The sequence below is a fragment of the Pseudomonas sp. AC255 genome (genome assembly GCF_979258175.1).
Genome location: NZ_OZ409841.1, coordinates 5,238,573 through 5,257,740 on the forward strand (window position 1 = coordinate 5,238,573; position 19,168 = coordinate 5,257,740).

The 19,168-nt window shown below is 60.9% G+C and carries 18 protein-coding genes; 8 read left to right on the top strand and 10 right to left on the bottom strand.

Annotation, left to right across the window (positions count from 1 at the left end):
* Positions 1-51 precede the first annotated feature (51 nt).
* From ACZZ0K_RS23565 to ACZZ0K_RS23575, 3 genes are all read right to left on the bottom strand, one after another.
* Positions 52-822: a MetQ/NlpA family ABC transporter substrate-binding protein gene (locus ACZZ0K_RS23565; RefSeq protein WP_252879183.1), complete on the bottom strand. Its 771-nt coding sequence runs from the start codon at positions 820-822 to the stop codon at positions 52-54.
* Between the two features lie 64 nt (positions 823-886).
* On the bottom strand, positions 887-1,561 hold the full coding sequence (locus ACZZ0K_RS23570; protein ID WP_016772337.1) for a methionine ABC transporter permease: 675 nt from the start codon (positions 1,559-1,561) through the stop codon (positions 887-889).
* Entirely contained in the window at positions 1,561-2,568 is a 1,008-nt protein-coding gene (locus ACZZ0K_RS23575; protein ID WP_016772338.1) for a methionine ABC transporter ATP-binding protein, read from the bottom strand. Before ACZZ0K_RS23575 ends, ACZZ0K_RS23570 begins: the two co-directional genes overlap by 1 nt.
* A gap of 263 nt (positions 2,569-2,831) precedes the next feature.
* Here ACZZ0K_RS23575 and katE point away from each other — a divergent pair, with 263 nt between their 5' ends.
* Positions 2,832-4,973, top strand: a complete 2,142-nt coding sequence (katE, locus tag ACZZ0K_RS23580) for a catalase HPII (protein ID WP_252885092.1) — start codon at positions 2,832-2,834, stop codon at positions 4,971-4,973.
* Between the two features lie 94 nt (positions 4,974-5,067).
* Here the strand turns inward: katE and ACZZ0K_RS23585 are convergent, their stop codons facing one another.
* From ACZZ0K_RS23585 to ACZZ0K_RS23600, 4 genes are read right to left on the bottom strand one after another with little or no spacing between them, the layout of a single operon-like run.
* Entirely contained in the window at positions 5,068-5,781 is a 714-nt protein-coding gene (locus ACZZ0K_RS23585) for a PA5502 family lipoprotein (RefSeq protein ID WP_016772339.1), read from the bottom strand.
* Between the two features lie 37 nt (positions 5,782-5,818).
* Entirely contained in the window at positions 5,819-6,607 is a 789-nt protein-coding gene (gene znuB, locus ACZZ0K_RS23590) for a zinc ABC transporter permease subunit ZnuB (protein ID WP_150637310.1), read from the bottom strand.
* Positions 6,600-7,385, bottom strand: coding sequence for a zinc ABC transporter ATP-binding protein ZnuC (gene znuC, locus ACZZ0K_RS23595; protein ID WP_024014991.1), 786 nt, complete (start codon positions 7,383-7,385; stop codon positions 6,600-6,602). The genes znuB and znuC overlap by 8 nt, the downstream gene beginning before the upstream one ends.
* A complete protein-coding gene (locus ACZZ0K_RS23600; RefSeq protein WP_024014990.1) occupies positions 7,385-7,867 on the bottom strand; it encodes a Fur family transcriptional regulator in 483 nt (160 codons plus the stop codon). Before ACZZ0K_RS23600 ends, znuC begins: the two co-directional genes overlap by 1 nt.
* A gap of 66 nt (positions 7,868-7,933) precedes the next feature.
* Between ACZZ0K_RS23600 and ACZZ0K_RS23605 the strand changes: the two genes are divergently transcribed.
* Positions 7,934-8,854 carry a zinc ABC transporter substrate-binding protein gene (locus tag ACZZ0K_RS23605; RefSeq protein WP_236167891.1) on the top strand — a complete coding sequence of 307 codons (921 nt, stop codon included), beginning with the start codon at positions 7,934-7,936 and terminating at the stop codon, positions 8,852-8,854.
* 128 nt (positions 8,855-8,982) lie between these two features.
* Here the strand turns inward: ACZZ0K_RS23605 and ACZZ0K_RS23610 are convergent, their stop codons facing one another.
* Together ACZZ0K_RS23610 and ACZZ0K_RS23615 are read right to left on the bottom strand one after the other, a co-directional pair.
* Positions 8,983-9,936: a homoserine kinase gene (locus ACZZ0K_RS23610; RefSeq protein WP_095182294.1), complete on the bottom strand. Its 954-nt coding sequence runs from the start codon at positions 9,934-9,936 to the stop codon at positions 8,983-8,985.
* 54 nt (positions 9,937-9,990) lie between these two features.
* Positions 9,991-10,281 carry a DUF2782 domain-containing protein gene (locus tag ACZZ0K_RS23615; protein WP_041476480.1) on the bottom strand — a complete coding sequence of 97 codons (291 nt, stop codon included), beginning with the start codon at positions 10,279-10,281 and terminating at the stop codon, positions 9,991-9,993.
* A 74-nt stretch (positions 10,282-10,355) separates the two neighbouring features.
* Between ACZZ0K_RS23615 and polA the strand changes: the two genes are divergently transcribed.
* Positions 10,356-13,160, top strand: a complete 2,805-nt coding sequence (gene polA, locus ACZZ0K_RS23620; protein ID WP_258707406.1) for a DNA polymerase I — start codon at positions 10,356-10,358, stop codon at positions 13,158-13,160.
* A gap of 406 nt (positions 13,161-13,566) precedes the next feature.
* Here the strand turns inward: polA and yihA are convergent, their stop codons facing one another.
* Positions 13,567-14,211, bottom strand: coding sequence for a ribosome biogenesis GTP-binding protein YihA/YsxC (gene yihA / locus ACZZ0K_RS23625; protein ID WP_056791221.1), 645 nt, complete (start codon positions 14,209-14,211; stop codon positions 13,567-13,569).
* Between the two features lie 191 nt (positions 14,212-14,402).
* Here yihA and ACZZ0K_RS23630 point away from each other — a divergent pair, with 191 nt between their 5' ends.
* The 5 genes from ACZZ0K_RS23630 (at position 14,403) to ACZZ0K_RS23650 (ending at position 19,096) form a co-directional block, all read left to right on the top strand.
* Positions 14,403-14,708, top strand: a complete 306-nt coding sequence (locus ACZZ0K_RS23630) for a c-type cytochrome (RefSeq protein ID WP_016772347.1) — start codon at positions 14,403-14,405, stop codon at positions 14,706-14,708.
* A 30-nt stretch (positions 14,709-14,738) separates the two neighbouring features.
* Positions 14,739-15,350 (top strand): c-type cytochrome, encoded by a 612-nt coding sequence (locus ACZZ0K_RS23635; RefSeq protein WP_122506337.1) that lies wholly within the window; start codon positions 14,739-14,741, stop codon positions 15,348-15,350.
* Positions 15,351-15,549: 199 nt separating this feature from the next.
* Positions 15,550-16,191: a thiol:disulfide interchange protein DsbA/DsbL gene (locus ACZZ0K_RS23640; protein WP_016772349.1), complete on the top strand. Its 642-nt coding sequence runs from the start codon at positions 15,550-15,552 to the stop codon at positions 16,189-16,191.
* 14 nt (positions 16,192-16,205) lie between these two features.
* Positions 16,206-17,084, top strand: a complete 879-nt coding sequence (locus tag ACZZ0K_RS23645; RefSeq protein WP_024014985.1) for an endonuclease/exonuclease/phosphatase family protein — start codon at positions 16,206-16,208, stop codon at positions 17,082-17,084.
* Positions 17,081-19,096: a GGDEF domain-containing protein gene (locus ACZZ0K_RS23650; protein ID WP_252885089.1), complete on the top strand. Its 2,016-nt coding sequence runs from the start codon at positions 17,081-17,083 to the stop codon at positions 19,094-19,096. Before ACZZ0K_RS23645 ends, ACZZ0K_RS23650 begins: the two co-directional genes overlap by 4 nt.
* The last annotated feature ends 72 nt before the right edge of the window (positions 19,097-19,168 follow it).

Genomic DNA, 19,168 nt, shown 5'->3' on the forward strand with positions numbered 1-19,168 from the left:
ACAAAAAAGGGGACGCCATTGGCGTCCCCTTTTTCATTGCAGCCATCCAAATCAGAACGCCGGCAATACCGCGCCTTTGTACTTCTCGGTAATGAACTGCTTCACTTGCGGGCTGTGCAGCGCAGCCGCCAGTTTCTTCATCGCGTCGCTGTCCTTGTTGTCCGGGCGGGACACGAGGATGTTCACGTACGGCGAGTCGTTGCCTTCGATCACCAGCGCATCCTTGGACGGATCAAGCTTGGCTTCCAGCGCGTAGTTGGTGTTGATCAGCGCCAGATCGACCTGAGTCAGCACGCGCGGGATGGTCGCGGCTTCCAGTTCACGGATCTTCAGGTCTTTCGGATTCTCGGCGATGTCTTTGACGGTCGACAGGATGTTCTTCGAATCCTTGAGCTTGATCACGCCAGCCTTGTCCAGCAGCAACAGCGCGCGGCCGCCGTTGGTGGCGTCGTTCGGGATCACCACGTTGGCACCGCCGGGCAGGTCTTTCAGATCCTTGATCTTGCTCGAATAAGCGCCCAACGGCTCCAGATGCACACCGGTCACGGCTACAAGATCAGTGCCCTTGGCCTTGTTGAATTCATCAAGATACGGCTGGTGCTGGAAGAAGTTCGCGTCCAGACGCTTTTCCGCGACCTGTACGTTCGGCTGAATGTAGTCGGTGAAGACCTTGACCTTCAGATCCACGCCTTCCTTGGCCAGGGCCGGTTTGACGAACTCGAGGATTTCCGCGTGCGGCACCGGAGTAGCGGCAACGGTCAGGGTCTCGGCGTGGGCCGAAAACGCCGCAACAGCGGCGAAAGCAGCGATCAGTTTTTTCATTCAGCTAACTCCTTGTGAGGGCGCCCGCCAGCGAATGGCCGGCGCCTCTTGATTAAAAAACCGCTTATTTGCGCGAGAAATGCACGACCAGGCGGTCGCCAACCATTTGCAGCACTTGCACCAGAATCAACAGCAGCACCACGGTGACGATCATCACGTCGGTCTGGAAACGCTGGTAGCCGAAACGGATCGCCAGGTCGCCCAGACCACCGGCGCCGACCACACCGGCCATCGCCGTGTAGGACACCAGTGTAATCGCTGTCACCGTAATCGCTGCGAAGATGCCCGGACGGGCTTCCGGCAGCAGGGCGTTCATGATGATCTGCCGCGTGGTCGCGCCCATCGACTGGGTCGCTTCGATGATGCCGCGATCGACTTCGCGCAGCGCGGTTTCCACCAGACGCGCGAAGAACGGCGTGGCGCCCACCACCAGCGGCGGGATCGCCCCGGCCACACCCAGCGAGGTGCCGGTGATCAGCACGGTGAACGGGATCATCACAATCAGCAGAATAATGAACGGCAGCGAACGCAAGATGTTCACCACCAGCGACAGCACGGCGTAGAGGCCACGGTTCTCCAGCAACTGACGCGGGCTGCAGAGAAACAGCAGCACCCCCAGCGGCAGGCCGAGCAGCACGGTGAACAGCAGCGAACCGCCGAGCATCAGCATGGTGTCGCCAGTCGCCAGCCAGATTTCGTACCAGTCGATATTGGCGAAGAAACTCATCAGGTCAGCCATTAGCGCAACACCTCCATGTGAACGTCAGCGGCGGTGAAGCGGGCAAACGCCGCCTCCATGTCGCCACCGGTGACAGCGAGGGTCAGTTGCCCGTACGGAATGTCTTTGATGCGGTCGATGCGACCGGCAAGGATGCTGTAGTCGACGCCGGTTTCCCGGGCGACGGTGCCGAGCAACGGCGCATAGGTCGCCTCGCCCTGGAAGGTCAGACGCACGATGCGCCCGGGCACGTGGGCGAAATCGTCACGCTGCTCGCTCTCGTCAATCTGCTCGCTTTCCTGCACGAAACGCTTGGTGGTCGGGTGCTGCGGATGCAGGAACACATCGGCCACCGGCCCCTGCTCGACGATCACGCCAGCGTCCATCACCGCGACCTGATCGCAGACGCGCCGGATCACGTCCATCTCGTGGGTGATCAGGACAATGGTCAGTTTCAGTTCGCGATTGATTTCTGCCAGCAGTTGCAGGACCGATGCGGTGGTCTGCGGGTCGAGGGCGCTGGTGGCCTCGTCGCACAGCAGAATCTTCGGCTTGGTCGCCAGCGCACGAGCGATGCCGACGCGCTGCTTCTGACCGCCGGACAGTTGCGCCGGGTACTTTTTCGCGTGGTCGGACAAACCGACCCGCGCCAGCAGCTCGGCCACCCGTTGATTGATTTCACTGCTCGACAGCTCACCGGCCAGGGTCAGCGGCAGGGCCACGTTGTCGGCGACAGTCTTGGAGGCGAGCAGGTTGAAGTGCTGGAAGATCATCCCGACCTGCTGGCGGAAACGGCGCAAGCCGTTGGCGTCCAGTGCAGTGACTTCTTCGCCGTCGACGATGATCTTGCCGCCACTGGAGTCTTCCAGGCGATTGATCAGACGCAGCAGGGTACTTTTGCCCGCACCGGAATGGCCAATCAGGCCGAACACCTGGCCGTTCTCGATGGCGAGACTGGTCGGGTGCAGCGCGGGAATATCCTTACCGGCAACGCGGTAAGTCTTGTGGACGTTTTGAAACTCGATCACGTAGCGAACCTTGTGGGGCGCGTTGGAAAAGGATCAGCGGTTAGCCGGGCGCGCATTTTAGCCTGTCCGTATAGAGGTTCTTAGCATTTATTTCGCAATTAACCTTCAATTTGGCAATAACGCGATCAAAGGTCAGATAAACGGAACGGCTGAGACGCTCATCAGTCACTACTTAAGCGACTTGAAACCCCTGGGTGCCGTGCCCGGGAATCACTCAAGGGTCTTCGGAAGGCATCCGGGGCCAAACGAGGAGTTTACGTCTGATGAGCATCAAAAAGCCTGCACCTGATAAAAGCGAAATGGCCGGGACCGATACCCCGGATCGCGCCAACACCAACGCCAAGCTCGACAGCCTGGAAGAATTCCGTTCCGACGCCACCGGTCAGGCACTGCGGACCAATCAGGGCGTGAAGATCGCCGACAACCAGAACACCCTCAAAGCCGGGCCGCGCGGGCCTTCGCTGCTGGAAGACTTCATCATGCGTGAAAAGATCACGCACTTTGACCATGAGCGCATTCCGGAGCGTATCGTCCATGCGCGCGGTACCGGCGCCCACGGTTTTTTTCAGACCTACGAGAACCATGCAGCACTGACCAAGGCCGGTTTCCTACAGGATCCGGGCAAGAAAACCCCGGTGTTCGTGCGTTTTTCTACGGTGCAGGGGCCACGTGGCTCCGGCGATACCGTGCGTGACGTGCGTGGCTTTGCGGTGAAATTCTTTACCGACGAGGGTAACTTCGATCTGGTCGGCAACAACATGCCGGTGTTCTTCATTCAGGACGCGATCAAGTTCCCGGACTTCGTCCACGCGGTGAAGCCCGAGCCGCACAACGAAATCCCGACCGGCGGCTCGGCTCACGACACGTTCTGGGACTTCGTCTCGCTGGTGCCGGAATCGGCGCACATGGTCATCTGGGCGATGTCCGACCGGGCCATCCCGAAAAGCCTGCGCAGCATGCAGGGCTTTGGCGTACACACCTTCCGCCTGATCAACGCCGAGGGCAAATCACGCTTCGTCAAATTCCACTGGCGCCCTACCGCCGGCACCTGCTCGCTGGTGTGGGACGAGGCGCAGAAGCTCGCCGGTAAGGACACCGACTACCACCGCCGCGACCTGTGGGAAGCGATCGAGATGGGCGATTACCCGGAATGGGAACTGGGCGTACAGATCGTCGAAGAAGAGAACGAACACGATTTCGACTTCGACATCCTCGACCCGACCAAGATCATTCCAGAAGAAATCGTCCCGATTACGCCGCTGGGCAAAATGACCCTGAACCGCAACCCGGACAACTTCTTCGCCGAAACCGAGCAGGTCGCCTTCTGCCCTGGCCACATCGTGCCGGGTATCGACTTCTCCAATGATCCGTTGCTGCAAGGTCGGCTGTTTTCCTATACCGACACGCAGATCAGCCGACTCGGCGGGCCGAACTTCCATGAGTTGCCGATCAACCGTCCGGTGGCGCCATTCCACAACGGCCAGCGCGACGCGCAACACCGCAGCACCATCGACAAGGGGCGTGCCTCGTACGAGCCGAACTCGATCGACGGCGGTTGGCCAAAAGAAACCCCGCCAGCGGCACAGGACGGTGGTTTCGAGAGCTACCCGGAGCGCATCGATGCGGCGAAGATCCGTCAGCGCAGCGAATCGTTCAGCGATCACTTCTCCCAGGCCCGCTTGTTCTTCAACAGCATGAGCGACCACGAGAAAGAGCACATCATCGCTGCCTACAGCTTCGAGCTGGGCAAGGTCGAACGTGAGTTCATCCGTGCCCGTGAAGTGAACGAGATCCTCGCCAATATCGACCTGACCCTGGCCAAACGTGTGGCTGAAAACCTTGGTTTGCCGGCACCCGCCAAAGGCACGGTCGAAGTGCGCAAGACCTCGCTGGAGCAATCGCCAGCGCTGAGCCAGGCCAACCTGCTGCCAGGCAACATCAAGACGCGCAAAGTGGCGATTCTCGCGGCCAACGGCGTTGATGCTGCAGCCATCGATGCGATGAAGAAAGCACTTGAAGCCGAAGGCGCCCACGCGAAACTGCTCGGCCCGACCTCGGCGCCAGTGAAGACCGCTGACGGCAAGGCATTGCCGGTGGATGCGTCGATGGAAGGCATGCCTTCAATTGCGTTCGATGCGGTGTTCGTACCGGGTGGCGCGGCGTCGATTACCGCGTTGAGCGGTGACGGCGTGGCGTTGCACTACCTGCTCGAAGCCTACAAGCACCTGAAGGCGATCGCGCTGCACGGCGAGGCCAAGCAGTTGCAGGACTTGTTGAAGCTCGACGCGGATGCGGGGTTGTTGCAGGGCGCGGATGTAGGGGCGTTGACCAAACCGTTTTTCGCCGCGATCGGCGAGCATCGGGTCTGGGCGCGGGAGCCTAAGGCCAAGGCTATTCCGGCTTAAGATCTTTATTGGCTGAGAGGACGCTTTCGCGAGCAGGCTCGCTCCCACAGGTACGCTGTTGCTCCTGTGGGAGCGAGCCTGCTCGCGAAGCTTTTTATGGCTTGCGCGGACTTAAAACCATCTGCGCCGGAACCGTGCGCAAGATCTGCTTCTCGATCTGCAAATCAAAATCAGGATCGAGCTTCTTTACTCGCTTGCTCAGCAACGTCGCCAGCCACGGATAATCCGCGGTGCGCGGCGCCTGAATGCTGACGGCGCATTCGTAATTCACCACATCGGCGGCGATCGCATCGAGTTGTCGTTGCAGCTTGTGAATATCACCGATGTTCAACGCAACAGTGGTGCTCTCGGCGGTCGGGTCGATGACCTTGGCTTTCGGCCTGGCTTCGGCAGCCAGCAACGCGGCCTCGGCCTTTTCCAGCTCGGCCTTGCGCGCTTCGGTGATCGCGCCGTTGACGCCGCCGGTCAGCGCTGGCGCCTTGGGCATCAGAGCACGGGCGCGGCTGAGCGCGGTGGCGGCAGCGTTGACATCGCCCTTTTGCAGAACGATCTGGCTGCGGCGCAGGTACGCCTCGGCCAGCTGCCGCTGGTACTGCTCAAGGGATTGATCGTTGGGGGTTGCGGCCTGCAAGGCGGCCAACTGGTCTTCGGCGGTGGCCAGTTCGCTGCTGGCCAGGCTTTGCTCCAGCTGCGCGATGGCCGTAGCCCGCGCATCGGGGACTTCAGCCACCGGCGGCGTGCTTTGGCAGGCGCCCAGCAGCACTGAAAATGCGACAAGGAGCAGATAACGGGAGGCGAACGGCTTCATTCCTGCGACTCTCTAATTGCGCAAAAAGCGGCCAAGTCTACACCCCACGACGGGGCAGAACAAAACTCAACAGAAACAGCGCGGCTGCCGTCACAACGATAGACGGCCCCGCCGGGGTGTCCTTGAACCACGACAACGCCAGCCCGCCGCACACCGCGAGCATGCCCAGCAGGCTCGCGCCCAAGGCCATCTGCTCCGGCGAACGGGCGTGACGCTGTGCCGCAGCCGCCGGGATGATCAGTAGCGATGTAATCAGCAACACCCCGACGATTTTCATCGCCACGGCGATCACCACCGCGATCAACAGCATCAGCGCCAAGCGCAAACCCGCAACCGGCAAGCCTTCGACCCGCGCCAGTTCTTCGTGCACGGTGATCGCCAGCAGCGGTCGCCACAGCGTCACCAGCAACACCAGCACCGCCGCGGTGCCACCGAGAATCCACGCAAGATCGCTCGGACTGATTGCCAGCAAGTCGCCGAACAGATAGGCCATCAGGTCGATCCGCACTTCATGCATGAAGCTTAGTACCACCAGGCCGAGAGAGAGGGTGCTCGGCGCAAGAATTCCCAATAGTGTGTCGGACGCCAGTGGCTGACGCTGTTGCAGCGTCACCAAGAGCACCGCCAGCAGCAGGCAACCGACCGTCACCGCCACCGTCGGGCTGACGTCCAGCAAAAAGCCCAGTGCCACGCCGAGCAATGCGGCGTGGGACAGGGTATCGCCGAAATAGGCCATGCGCCGCCACACCACAAACGAGCCGAGCGGTCCGGCCACCAGTGCCAGGGCCAGACCTGCAAGCAGGGCGTACAAAAGAAAATCAGCCATGCTTGCAGCCGTCTCCATGAACATGAGGTTGCCCGCCGAGCGGGCCTTTGACCACCGAACCGTGCAGGTCGTGGGCGTGGTCGTGATGGTGGTGATAGATCGCCAGACTCGGCGCGTTCTTGCCGAACAACTCGACAAATGCCGGATCGCCGCTGACCTGCTCGGGATGCCCGGAGCAGCAGACGTGACGATTGAGGCAGACCACCTGATCGGTGGTGCTCATCACCAGATGCAAATCGTGGGACACCATCAGCACGCCGCAACCGTGGCGGTCGCGCAGACGGGTGATCAGGCTGTACAGCTCGGCCTGCCCGGCCACGTCGACGCCCTGCACCGGTTCATCCAGCACCAACAGTTCCGGCTCACGCAGCAGTGCCCGAGCCAACAGCACACGCTGCATTTCGCCGCCGGAAACGCTCTGCACCGGGCTGTCGATCACGTGTTCGGCGCCGACTTCCTTCAACGCGGCCAAGGCACGCGAACGATCGACGCCAGGCACCAGGCGCAGGAAGCGCAGCACTGACAGCGGTAGCGTCGGGTCGACATGCAGCTTCTGCGGCATGTAGCCGACGCGCAGTTTCGGTTTGCGCCAGACGCTGCCACTGTTCGGCTTCAACAGCCCGAGCACGGCGCGTACCAGCGTGGTCTTGCCGGCGCCATTGGGGCCGATCAGGGTGACGATCTGCCCCGGCTCGACGCTCAGCTCGATGTTGTCCAGCACGGTCTGCCCGGCAAACGTGACGGCGACCTGCTCCAGACGGATCAGCGCGTTGCTCATCAGGCCCCCTGGCAACCGGCGCACAGACCAACCACTTCGACCGTCTGCGCTTCGACGATGAAACCCACGTCCTTGGCGCTGCTAATAATCGCGTCGCTGATCACTTTTTGCTCAAGTTCGATAGCGGCGTGGCACTCGCGGCAGATCAGGAACTGGCCTTGATGCGCGTGTTCAGGATGCACGCAGCCAACGAAGGCGTTGAGCGACGAGATGCGATGGACCAGGCCGTTTTCGAGCAGGAAATCCAGTGCGCGGTACACCGTAGGCGGCGCTGCACGGCGGCCGTCCTGCTCGCTGAGCACCGCAAGGATGTCGTAGGCACCCAGCGGCTTGTGACTCTGCCAGACCAGTTCCAGCACGCGGCGGCGCAGGGCAGTCAGACGCAAACCTTTCTGCGCGCACAAGGTATCGGCCTCGGACAGAGCGCTGTGCACGCAATGGGAGTGGTCGTGGGGACGGCTGGCAATCGGTGTAATAGGCATGAGCGGCGACGAGATTTGCTGGAGACGTTATTATGTTACCCGTTCTCGCTTCCTTGAGTGGTTATCGTGTCCCGACTTTTTTCTGTTTTTGTGGCTTGTGTTGCCAGTTTTCTGCTGATCGGTACGGCCCAGGCCGAGGTCAAAGTGCTCACCAGCATCAAACCGTTGCAGCTGATTGCCGCTGCCGTGCAGGACGGCGTGGCGATTCCCGAGGTGCTGCTGCCGCCGGGTGCCTCCCCACACAATTACGCCCTGCGCCCATCCGACGTACGGAAGGTGCAGTCGGTCGATCTGCTCTACTGGATCGGCCCGGACATGGAAGGTTTCCTGCCGCGCGTACTCGGCGGTCGCAGCCTGCCGAGCGTCGCCGTGCAGGATCTGCCGGGGCTCAAGCTGCGGCATTTTGGCGCGGACAACCATTCCCATGCCGAAGAAGCCGACGAGCATGATCACGATCATCGCCCCGGCTCGCTGGATGCACATTTGTGGCTGTCACCGGTCAATGCGCGGGTAATCGCCGACAAAATGGCCGCCGACCTCAGCGCCGCCGACCCGGCCAATGCCCAGCGCTATCAGAGCAATGCCAAAGCCTTCGATGAACGTCTGGATGCGCTGGATCAGCGCTTGAAGAAGCGTCTGGCCAATGTCGAAGGCAAGCCGTACTTCGTGTTTCATGAGGCGTTTGATTATTTCGAAGACGCTTACGGCCTGAAGCACGCGGGCGTGTTCGCGGTGGCCGCTGAAGTACAGCCCGGCGCCCAGCATGTCGCGGCGATGCGCAAGCGTTTGCAGGAAGTGGGCAAGACCTGTGTGTTCAGCGAGCCGCCATTGCGTCCGCGCCTGGCGGAAACCCTGGTGGCCGGTTTGCCGGTGAAACTCGCCGAGCTGGATGCGTTGGGTGGTTATACGCCGGCGACGGCTCAGGGCTATGAGCAGGTGCTGGAAAAACTCAGCAATGATCTGGCCGGGTGCCTGGAGTCGCTGTAACAACACAAACCCTGTGGGAGCGAGCCTGCTCGCGAAAGCGGTTGGTCAGTCAGCAAAAATGCTGAACGGGCCGCCGCCTTCGCGAGCAGGCTCGCTCCCACAGGTTCGTGTTTGCTTGGCGAATCTACTCAGAGGGCGAAGGGCAACGGTGTATTGACCTTCTGCCGCTGCGCCAGGCGCTGCTCGAATTCCTGCGGATCGTGAATCAACACATCCTGCCCGGCGAACTGCTCGGCGGCGATCAGGCGTGACAGCCAGAACCGCACACAAGCCACACGCAACATCGTTGGCCAGAGCTCAGCCTCCGCCGCCGTGAACGGGCGCAGCGCCGCGTAGGCACCGAGGAATGCCCGGGCGCGCGGGCCATCGATCACGCCCTCCTCGTCCGAACACCAGTCATTCAACGCGATCGCCACGTCGTACAGCATCGGCCCCGAGCAGGCGTTGTAGAAGTCGATCAACCCGGTCAGATGGGTGCCTTCGAACATGGCGTTGTCGCGGAACAGATCGGCGTGAATATTGGCCCGAGGTAGCGCAAGAATCTTCTCTTTGCGCTCGGTAATCTCATCCAGCGCCTTTTGCAGCAAGGCACGCGGCTCATCGCTCAGGTGCGAGAGAAATTCAGTGCCCTCCTCCAGCATCCAGTCCAGGCCGCGATCGGTTTTGCGCTTGATCATGCGCTCGCCCTGAGTCGCCAGATGCAGATGTGCCTGCAACTCACCGACCTGCGCGCAATGCTGGGCGTTGGCGACCTTGATGTGCTTGCCCGACAGACGCGGTTGCAGCAGCGCCGGTTTGCCTTTGAGCTCACGCAGGGCCAAGCCGTCAGTGGTGCGCAGGGCGTAAGGCACCGGGAGTTCGGCTTCGTGCAGCACGTCGAGCAGGTCGATGAAGAACGGCATCTCCTGCACCGGGCCGCGTTCGACCAGGGTCAGGACAAACTCGCCCTGCTCCAGACTGATGAAGAAATTGGTGTTTTCGCTGCCGGCGGCGATCCCCTGGAAATCGAGCAGGCGGCCGAGCCCGTAAGGGGCGAGAAAGGTTTCCAGCTCGGGCCGAGCCAGGGGAGTGAACACAGACATGTCTTGACTGCCAGTACGGGCGCCGCAACGGCGGCGCCACAAGTGAATTAAAACCTACTTCCATTCGAAGATCTTCCATGACGGGATCAGCATATCCGGCTGGTCCGAGCGGATGAAGTTGGCATCCGTTCCGTCGGCGCGCACCAGAAAGTACGGCGGCGCGCCCTTCGGCGTGACCTTGATCGCATACAGGAAACCGTTCTGACGGTACTCCTGAATAGTCTTGTCGCCCTCCGTGCGGATGGTGACCTCGGGGTCGCCGCCCGGCGCATCATCCGCCGCAATCGCGGCCAGTGGTGAAACAGCGATCAACCCGACCAGCAGCAAGCGATTTAACGTACGCATGATAACCTTGTCCCTTTGTCGTCAACGGTCCCGCTATTCTAGCGCCGGACCCGCCGAAAAGGTTGATCCTGCTCATGAGCCAAGCCCCCCTCGTCCTGGTGGACGGTTCGTCTTACCTGTACCGCGCCTTTCATGCACTGCCACCACTGACCACGTCCAAAGGCCTGCCGACCGGTGCGGTCAAAGGCGTGCTGAACATGCTCAAGAGTCTGCGCAAGCAGTACCCGGACAGCCCCTTCGCCGTGGTGTTCGACGCCAAGGGCGGGACATTTCGCGATGAGATGTACGCCGAATACAAGGCCAACCGGCCGAGCATGCCCGATGACATGCGCGTGCAGATCGAGCCGCTGCACCAGAGCGTGGTCGCCCTCGGCTTCCCGCTGCTGTGCGTGGACGGCGTCGAAGCCGACGACGTGATCGGCACCCTCGCCCGCAGCAGTGCGGCGGCCGATCGCCCGGTGATCATCTCCACCGGTGACAAGGACATGGCGCAACTGGTCGACGGCCACATTACCTTGGTCAACACCATGTCCGGTAGCTCGATGGATGTGGAAGGCGTGAAGGAGAAATTCGGCGTCGCACCGGAGCAGATCATCGATTATCTGGCACTGATGGGCGATTCCTCCGACAACATTCCGGGCGTTCCGGGGATCGGCCCGAAGACGGCGTCCGGCCTGCTGGTCGGCGTCAACGGCGGTCTGACCGAGCTGTACGCCAACCTCGACATCGTGCCGACCCTGCCGATCCGTGGCGCAAAAACCCTGCCGGCCAAGCTCGAAGAGCACAAGGAAATGGCTTTCCTGTCCTATCAACTGGCGACCATCAAGGTCGACGTGCCGCTGGATATCGGCCTCGACGATCTGCAGATGGGTCAGGAAGATCCGGCCAAACTCTACGAGCTGTACACCCTGCTGGAATTCAAGAGCTGGCTCAATGATCTGGATCGCGATGCCAAGCGTCTGGAACTGAGCGCGGCGGCCGAACCTGCGCCCGCCCATGATCTGTTCAGCGCCCCGCAAGCCGAGGCACCTGCTGCCCCTGCCGAAGCCGCCTACGAAACCATCCTCGATCAGGCTCGCTTCGACGTCTGGCTGGAAAAACTGCGCAACGCCAAGCTGATCGCCTTCGACACCGAAACCACCGGCATCGACGCGCAGCGAGCGCAACTGGTCGGTCTGTCGTTCGCCGTACAGGCCAACGAAGCTGCGTACATCCCGCTGACCCACTCCTACATCGGCGTGCCGGAGCAGCTGGATCGCGACACCGTGCTGCGCGCACTCAAGCCGATTCTGGAAGACCCGAGCAAACTCAAGGTTGGCCAGCACGCCAAGTTCGACATGAACATTCTGGCCAACTGCGCCATTGGCGGCGATCAGAGCCAGGGCATCAGCGTGCACGGCATCGCCTTCGACACCATGCTCGAGTCCTACGTACTCAATTCCACCGCGACCCGTCACGACATGGACAGCCTCGCGCAGAAGTACCTTGACCACACCACGGTGAGCTTCCAGGACATCGCAGGCAAAGGTGCCAAGCAACTGACGTTCGACCAGATCGCTCTGGAACAGGCCGGGCCGTATGCCGCCGAAGACGCCGACATCACTCTGCGCCTGCACCAGATCCTGTTCGACAAGCTCAGCGCGATTCCGAGCCTGGCCAGCGTCTTGACCGACATCGAAATCCCACTGGTACCGGTATTGGCGCGCATCGAACGCCAGGGCGCGTTCGTCGATGCCGAACTGCTCGGCATTCAGAGCATTGAGCTGGGCAACAAAATGGTCGCGCTGGAGCGTGAAGCCTTCGAAATTGCCGGGGAGGAATTCAACCTCGGCTCGCCGAAGCAGCTGGGCGTGATTCTCTATGAAAAGCTCGGCCTGCCGGTGCTGAAGAAAACCGCCAAGGGCCAGCCGTCCACCGCTGAAGAAGTGCTGGCGAAACTCGCCGAAGACGATCACCGCTTGCCGAAGGTGCTGATGGAGCACCGTTCGATGAGCAAGCTGAAAAGCACTTACACCGATCGCCTGCCTGAACAGATCAACCCGCGCACTGGGCGCATCCACACCTCGTATCATCAGGCCGTGGCTTCGACCGGACGCCTGTCCTCCAGTGATCCGAACCTGCAGAACATCCCGGTGCGCACCGCCGAAGGCCGGCGCATTCGTCAGGCATTCGTCGCGCCGAAGGGCTACAAACTACTGGCGGCGGACTATTCGCAGATCGAACTGCGGATCATGGCCCACCTGTCCCGCGACGAAGGCCTGATGAACGCCTTTCGCAACAATCTCGACGTGCACACTGCAACCGCTGCCGAAGTATTCAAGGTCGAGCTTGATCAAGTGACCTCGGACCAGCGCCGCAGCGCCAAGGCGATCAACTTCGGTCTGATCTACGGCATGGGCGCGCAGAAGCTCGGCAAGGACATCGGCGTCGACACCAAGACCGCCAAGGCTTACATCGACACCTACTTCGCCCGTTATCCAGGCGTTCGCGAATACATGGAGCGCACTCGTGCGCAGGCGGCGGATCAGGGTTACGTCGAAACTTTCTTCGGTCGTCGCCTGTACTTGCCGGAGATCAACTCGAACAAGCCGCAGGAACGCGCCGCTGCAGAACGCACAGCGATCAACGCGCCGATGCAGGGCACGGCAGCGGATATCATCAAGAAAGCCATGGTCGCAGTGGACAACTGGCTGGCGACGTCGGGGCTGGATGCCCGGGTCATCCTGCAGGTGCACGATGAACTGGTGCTGGAGGTTCGCGAGGATCTGGTCGAGCAGGTCAGTGCCGAAATTCGTACGCACATGAGCGAAGCGGCGAAACTGGATGTGCCGCTGCTGGTGGAAGTTGGCGTGGGCAACAACTGGGATGAGGCGCACTGAGTTTGTAGAGGTGCCGCGACGCGACGTCGCGGCAAGCCCCGTAAACCGGCTTAGAACGATAAATGCTTGAGGCTATTCCAAAGCTTTTTGAAAAAAATCTGAACTAATCTGTCGACCGAACACTCTGAGGTACTGAATGGCTGGTGAAGCCCTTCGATGCTCCTATGTTGTGTTAAGTGTTGGCAGATATCTGAACCCCGCCCTAGCGGTTCGGAACTTGAACCCCGGAACTTCTCCCTCCCCAATGAAGTCCGGGGCTTTTTTTGCCAAAAAATCGGCTGTCGCGCGGCCATGCTGCGTTAAAAGCATCGCTAAAAATGCTCATTTAGGTCCCCTAAACTCCGCTTTTTAGCGCTACTTTTGCCTTGCCTGGCCACACTACAATCAATTTTTCCCCATTCTGAATTTACTCGGCAGCGGCCTCGGTGTTTTTGTCTGCCAGTTCCATCCAGTCGGCCAATACGGTGTAGGCCTCTTCCAGGCCCATGCGTTTTGGTGCGGAGAACAACTGGATGGTGATCGAGTCGCCCCAGCCCTTGCGGATTTCCGACTGTACTTTCAGCAGGGTGTTCTTGGCTGCGCCGTAGGTGAGTTTGTCGGCTTTGGTCAGCAGGATGTGCATCGGCATGCCGGCGGCGACGGCCCAGTCGAGCATCAGCAGGTCGAAGTCGGTCATCGGATGGCGGATGTCCATCATCAGAATCAGACCTTTCAAACTCTCCCGACCACCGAGGTAAGCCTCAAGGTGGCGCTGCCAGTGTTGCTTGAGCGGGATCGGTACTTTTGCATAACCGTAGCCCGGCAGGTCGACCAGACGGCGATCATCGTCTAGCTTGAAGAAGTTCAACAGCTGTGTGCGACCCGGAGTTTTCGAGGTGCGCGCCAGGCTGGCGTGAGTCAGGGTGTTCAGCGCGCTGGATTTGCCGGCGTTGGAACGACCGGCAAACGCCACTTCGAAGCCTTCGTCGTCAGGGCATTGATCGACTTTGGCGGCACTGAGCATGAACGTGGACTGTTGGCACAGGCCGAGGATGGGATTCTTGAGTTGCATGGGATTTCCGATGTGGGCGGCGCCGGGATTGGGCGCGGAACGCGGTGTCGCTTCCGTTTCAGTGACGCCAGTATATAATGCCGCAGATTTTGTGTGTGCTTTGTCCCAGCGAAGGATGAAGTTCACGAGAGCGACAGACTTTGATTGCGCATTAGAACGCAGAACGCTCTCAACCCTGAAAAGGTCGTTTTATGACGAAATGGCTGCTGGCTGCCGGAGTCTTGATGCCGCTTTACAGCGCACAGGCTACACAGGATCCGGAAGCTGTGTACAACCGTGTTTGTGGTGCCTGTCATTCCGGCCAACTACCCATGGCGCCCGCAAGAGGCGATCAGGAAGCTTGGACGCCGAGGTTGGCGAAAGGTATGGGGACGCTGGTGCAACACGTGACCCAGGGTTTCAAGGCGATGCCGCCGCGTGGTTTGTGCATGGACTGCAGTGCCGAGGATTACCAGGCCATCATCCTGTGGATGAGCGAGAGTAAGCCCGGTCCATAACTTAACCCTTAGCCGTAGTTGGATTAGCTGATGAACAAATTGATCGTGAGTCTGCTGTTGACCGTGGGAATTTCAGGTGTCGCCCATGCTGCCGGCGATGCCGCAGCAGGCCAGGCCAAAGCTGCCGTGTGCGGAGCCTGCCATGGCCCGGACGGCAACAGCATGGCGCCAAACTTTCCGAAACTGGCAGGTCAGGGTGAACGCTACCTCGACAAGCAATTGCACGACATCAAGTCGGGCAAGCGCGTAGTGCTGGAAATGACCGGGCTGCTGACCAACCTGAATGACCAGGATCTGGCCGACATCGCTGCGTACTTCGCCAGCCAGAAAGGCAGCGTCGGCGCCGCCGATCCGAAGATCGTCGCTCGCGGTGAAGCGCTGTTCCGTGGCGGCAACCTGGAAAAAGGCCTGCCAGCCTGCACCGGCTGCCATTCGCCGAACGGTGCCGGCAATGCTGCAGCAGGCTTCCCGCACCTGGGTGGCCAGCATGCGCAATACATCGCCAAGCAACTGACCGATTTCCGCAAGGAAGAAGGCGGTCGCGCCAACGACGGCGACGCAATGACCATGCGCACCATCGCACGCAAGCTGAGCGACGAAGACATCGCTGCGGTTTCCAGCTACATCCAGGGCTTGCACTGAGACCCTGATTCGAGGGTTGCACGAGGCGCGTAACGCCTGCCACGTTAACGCTCGATTAATCCTTCGCAGCAAGTATAAAAAGGGTGGCTTTGGCCGCCCTTTTTTGTGGCCGCTGCCGTTACACTACAGCACTCATGCCCGCCAGGATCTGTGTCGCAACAGGTCGAGCGAGGCGACCCAAATTGTTCAGGAGTAAAGCATGCGTAATCTGATCATCAGCGCCGCCCTCGTCGCTGCCAGCCTGTTCGGCGTCACCGCCCAGGCCGCTGAAGCCCCTGCCGCCCCTTATGTCGAACTGGCCAATCCGGTGCCGGTTGCAAAGCCTGGCAAGATCGAAGTGGTCGAGCTGTTCTGGTACGGCTGCCCGCATTGCTACGCTTTTGAGCCAGTGATCAATCCATGGGTTGAAAAACTGCCGTCCGACGTCAACTTCGTGCGCATTCCCGCCATGTTCGGCGGCCCATGGGACGCTCACGGCCAGATGTTCCTGACTCTGGAAGCCATGGGTGTCGAGCACCAGGTGCACAACGCCGTGTTCAACGCGATCCAGAAAGAACACAAGAAGCTCACCGACAAGAATGACATGGCTGACTTCCTCGCCACTCAAGGCGTGGACAAGGACAAGTTCCTCGCCACTTTCGACTCGTTCGCTATCAAAGGCCAGATCGTCAAGGCCCGTGAGCTGGCGAAGAAGTACGAAATCACTGGCGTGCCAACCATGATCGTCAATGGTAAATACCGCTTCGACATCGGCTCTGCCGGTGGTGCCGAGCAAGCATTGAAGCTGGCTGACGATCTGGTCGCCAAAGAGCGAGCGGCTAACAAGGCTGCTGCCAACTAAGCGCGGCATTCGCCATGCGCCGCTGGAAGTCCGAACGCATCGTTGGCCTGCATGATCCGCAGGTCAACGAGCATCATCTGGCGTCTACGGGCCTGCCCGCAGACCAGCGTCTGCGCTTGCTCAGTTTCAACATTCAGGTCGGCATCAGCACCGAGCGCTATCGGCATTACCTGACCCGCAGCTGGCAGCATCTGCTGCCGCACACCGGGCGTTCCGGCAATCTGCAGAAGATCGGTGACCTGCTCGGCGACTTCGATCTGGTCGCCCTGCAGGAAGCCGATGGCGGCAGCCTGCGTTCGGGCTACGTCAATCAGGTCGAACATCTGGCCCATCTCGGCGCCTTTCCCTACTGGTATCAACAACTCAATCGCAACCTCGGTCGACTGGCCCAGCACAGCAATGGCGTGCTCAGTCGCCTGAAGCCGTGGGCGATCGAGGATCATCCGCTGCCCGGCCCGAAAGGTCGCGGCGCGATCCTGCTGCGCTTCGGCGAAGGTCCGGAAGCGCTGGTGGTGGTAATGATGCACTTGGCCCTCGGCGCGCGGACCCGCAGCCTGCAACTGGCCTACATTCGTGATTTGATCAGCGGTTACAAGCATCAGGTGCTGATGGGCGACATGAATACCCATGCCAGCGACCTGCTCGAACACTCGCCATTACGCGATCTCGGCCTGCTGGCCCCGCAGGTGGAAGCGACCTTCCCCAGCTGGCGCCCACAGCGTTGCCTTGATCATATTCTGCTCAGCCCGACCCTGACCCTGGAAAAGGTCGAGGTACTGGCCCAGCCCATTTCCGATCACCTGCCGGTCGCGGTGGAAATTCGTCTGCCGGGTTCGCTCACGGCCGACGCATTGCCCGCGTTGAGCCCTGCCCCTCGCGGAACCTGTGAATGAGCGACGACGCCCAGCGCTGGAAAGAGAAGTACCTCAAGAGCATCGAACAGCAGGACAAGCTCGAACGCCGCTGGGCCGCGCGACTCGACCTGCTGCGGCGCGGTCTGGTGCGCAGCACGCTGGCGGCCGAAGGCACCGACAAGGTCGTTGATCAGTGCATGAAAGAAATGCGCGAAGTGGTGCGTACCGATGACATGGACGCTGGCCTCGCCGCCCTGCTGCCGCGCCTGGAAAAAGCCGTGCTCGACTCCGAGCAGCGCCGCGAGACCCGCATCGATCAGGTCAGCACCGCGCTGACCGCGCTGGTCACCCAGTTGCAGGCTTTACCGCTGCCGCGCGAAGTCGCGCAACCGCTGAAGAAATTTGCCAAACAACTGGACAGCCGCGTCGGTCAGGCGCGGGAAATGCCACTGCTGCTGAGCGAACTCAGTGGCTTGCAGGGCAAGGCCTTGAGTCAGTTGGAAACGCCTGCCGAGCCGGGTCGGCCGGGGTTGTTGCAGCGTTTGTTTGGTAGTCGCGACGGTGAAGAAGCCGTTGCACCGGCGGCCGACATACCAGCAACACCAGTGCCGCAGCCGGTCGAAGCCCGGCAGCCTGAACCGGAGCCTGCGCAATCGGCACCGGTGGCCAACGCGGAGCCAGCGATCGCAGCGCCCGCGACCATCATCGAAACGCCCGCCCAGACCCCGCCTGATGTGCCGCAAGTCGTTGCGTTCGCTGCGCCTGTGGTCGTCGTTGAAGCCGAGCTAGCGCAAGTTGAACCCGCCGCGGACGCCGAGATGACCGTCGCTGCGCCAGCAACCGAGGCGTTCAACCCCGATGAATTGATCCACCCCGGCGATCCCTCGCCGCTGCTCCTCGACAGCCTGCCCTTGCCCGAGCCAATCGCTCAAGCCTTGGCCGCTATCGACCCGGAGCAGTCGGAACACGACATCCTCTTCGCGCTGCCGGATTCTCCGGAGCCGTCCTACAGCTCCGTGGCCAGACACATCGAAGACACGCTGATCGGCCTGCTCGATGACCTGACCCTGCCCGAGCGTCACCGGCCGCAAGCCGAAGCCATGCGCGAACGACTCAAACATGGGTTGAACTGGTACGAACTGCTGCCGATCCTCGACGATCTTGCAACTTTGATGCTGGCGATTACCGATAGCGGTCAGCACGAATTCGAAGCCTATCTGCAACAGCTCAACGAACGCCTTGAAGCGTTCCAGAGCAACCTGCAAGCGGCCAGCGAAGGGCATGCCGACAACAGCTCGGCGGCGCGGGCCATGGACACGCAGATTCGCGAGCAGGTCGACGGCTTGCAGAGCAGCGTCCAGCAAGCAGCCGACCTCGATGACCTCAAGCATGTGCTGGAGAATCATCTGGAAGGCCTGCTGGGAACGATGGATCAGCACCAGAAGCAGCGCGACGCCCGCGAGCAGGAAGTCGCCGCCAGATTGAAGAGCCTGTCGGAGCGCGTGGCGCATATGGAGCAGGAAGCCATGGGCTTCCGTGAACATCTTGAAGAGCAGCGGCAGAAAGCCCTGATCGATCCGTTGACCGGCCTGCCTAACCGCGCGGCGTGGAGTGAACGCCTGGAGCATGAAATCCAGCAATGGCAGCAGCACGGCAACACCCTCAGCCTGGCCATGCTCGACCTCGATCACTTCAAGCGGATCAACGACAGCTATGGCCATCTGGCGGGCGACAAAGTCCTGAAGATCATCGCCACAGTGCTGCGCAAGCGCCTGCGCGGCTCGGATTTCATCGCCCGTTTCGGCGGTGAAGAGTTCGTGCTGTTGCTGCCGGCGACGCCGCCAGCGGTGGGCGCAAAACTGCTGGAAACCCTGCGCGCGGCGATCGAAGCCTGCCCGTTTCATTTCAAAGGCGAGCGAGTGACCATTACGATTTCCATGGGATTGGCATCGTTCAGGGTCGGAGAACACAGCGATCTTGTGTTGAAAAGAGCCGATCAGGCGCTGTATAGGGCAAAAAACGCCGGGCGCAACCGAGTGGAGCTCGGCTAAGGCAATTGTTCCATTTTGTTTAAATCCGCCCGCTGGCGGACTCTGAGCAAATCCGTACGTTACACTGTTGCA

What these genes read in the sequence shown, in the direction of transcription:
- ACZZ0K_RS23635 (WP_122506337.1), top strand. Translation starts at nt 14,739, where the DNA reads ATGAACAAATTGATCGTGAGTCTGCTGTTGACCGTGGGAATTTCAGGT.
- ACZZ0K_RS23570 (WP_016772337.1), bottom strand. Translation starts at nt 1,561, where the DNA reads ATGGCTGACCTGATGAGTTTCTTCGCCAATATCGACTGGTACGAAATC.
- ACZZ0K_RS23565 (WP_252879183.1), bottom strand. Translation starts at nt 822, where the DNA reads ATGAAAAAACTGATCGCTGCTTTCGCCGCTGTTGCGGCGTTTTCGGCC.
- ACZZ0K_RS23600 (WP_024014990.1), bottom strand. Translation starts at nt 7,867, where the DNA reads ATGCCTATTACACCGATTGCCAGCCGTCCCCACGACCACTCCCATTGC.
- katE (WP_252885092.1), top strand. Translation starts at nt 2,832, where the DNA reads ATGAGCATCAAAAAGCCTGCACCTGATAAAAGCGAAATGGCCGGGACC.
- ACZZ0K_RS23650 (WP_252885089.1), top strand. Translation starts at nt 17,081, where the DNA reads ATGAGCGACGACGCCCAGCGCTGGAAAGAGAAGTACCTCAAGAGCATC.
- yihA (WP_056791221.1), bottom strand. Translation starts at nt 14,211, where the DNA reads ATGCAACTCAAGAATCCCATCCTCGGCCTGTGCCAACAGTCCACGTTC.
- ACZZ0K_RS23610 (WP_095182294.1), bottom strand. Translation starts at nt 9,936, where the DNA reads ATGTCTGTGTTCACTCCCCTGGCTCGGCCCGAGCTGGAAACCTTTCTC.
- polA (WP_258707406.1), top strand. Translation starts at nt 10,356, where the DNA reads ATGAGCCAAGCCCCCCTCGTCCTGGTGGACGGTTCGTCTTACCTGTAC.
- znuC (WP_024014991.1), bottom strand. Translation starts at nt 7,385, where the DNA reads ATGAGCAACGCGCTGATCCGTCTGGAGCAGGTCGCCGTCACGTTTGCC.
- ACZZ0K_RS23585 (WP_016772339.1), bottom strand. Translation starts at nt 5,781, where the DNA reads ATGAAGCCGTTCGCCTCCCGTTATCTGCTCCTTGTCGCATTTTCAGTG.
- ACZZ0K_RS23645 (WP_024014985.1), top strand. Translation starts at nt 16,206, where the DNA reads ATGCGCCGCTGGAAGTCCGAACGCATCGTTGGCCTGCATGATCCGCAG.
- ACZZ0K_RS23630 (WP_016772347.1), top strand. Translation starts at nt 14,403, where the DNA reads ATGACGAAATGGCTGCTGGCTGCCGGAGTCTTGATGCCGCTTTACAGC.
- ACZZ0K_RS23640 (WP_016772349.1), top strand. Translation starts at nt 15,550, where the DNA reads ATGCGTAATCTGATCATCAGCGCCGCCCTCGTCGCTGCCAGCCTGTTC.
- ACZZ0K_RS23615 (WP_041476480.1), bottom strand. Translation starts at nt 10,281, where the DNA reads ATGCGTACGTTAAATCGCTTGCTGCTGGTCGGGTTGATCGCTGTTTCA.
- znuB (WP_150637310.1), bottom strand. Translation starts at nt 6,607, where the DNA reads ATGGCTGATTTTCTTTTGTACGCCCTGCTTGCAGGTCTGGCCCTGGCA.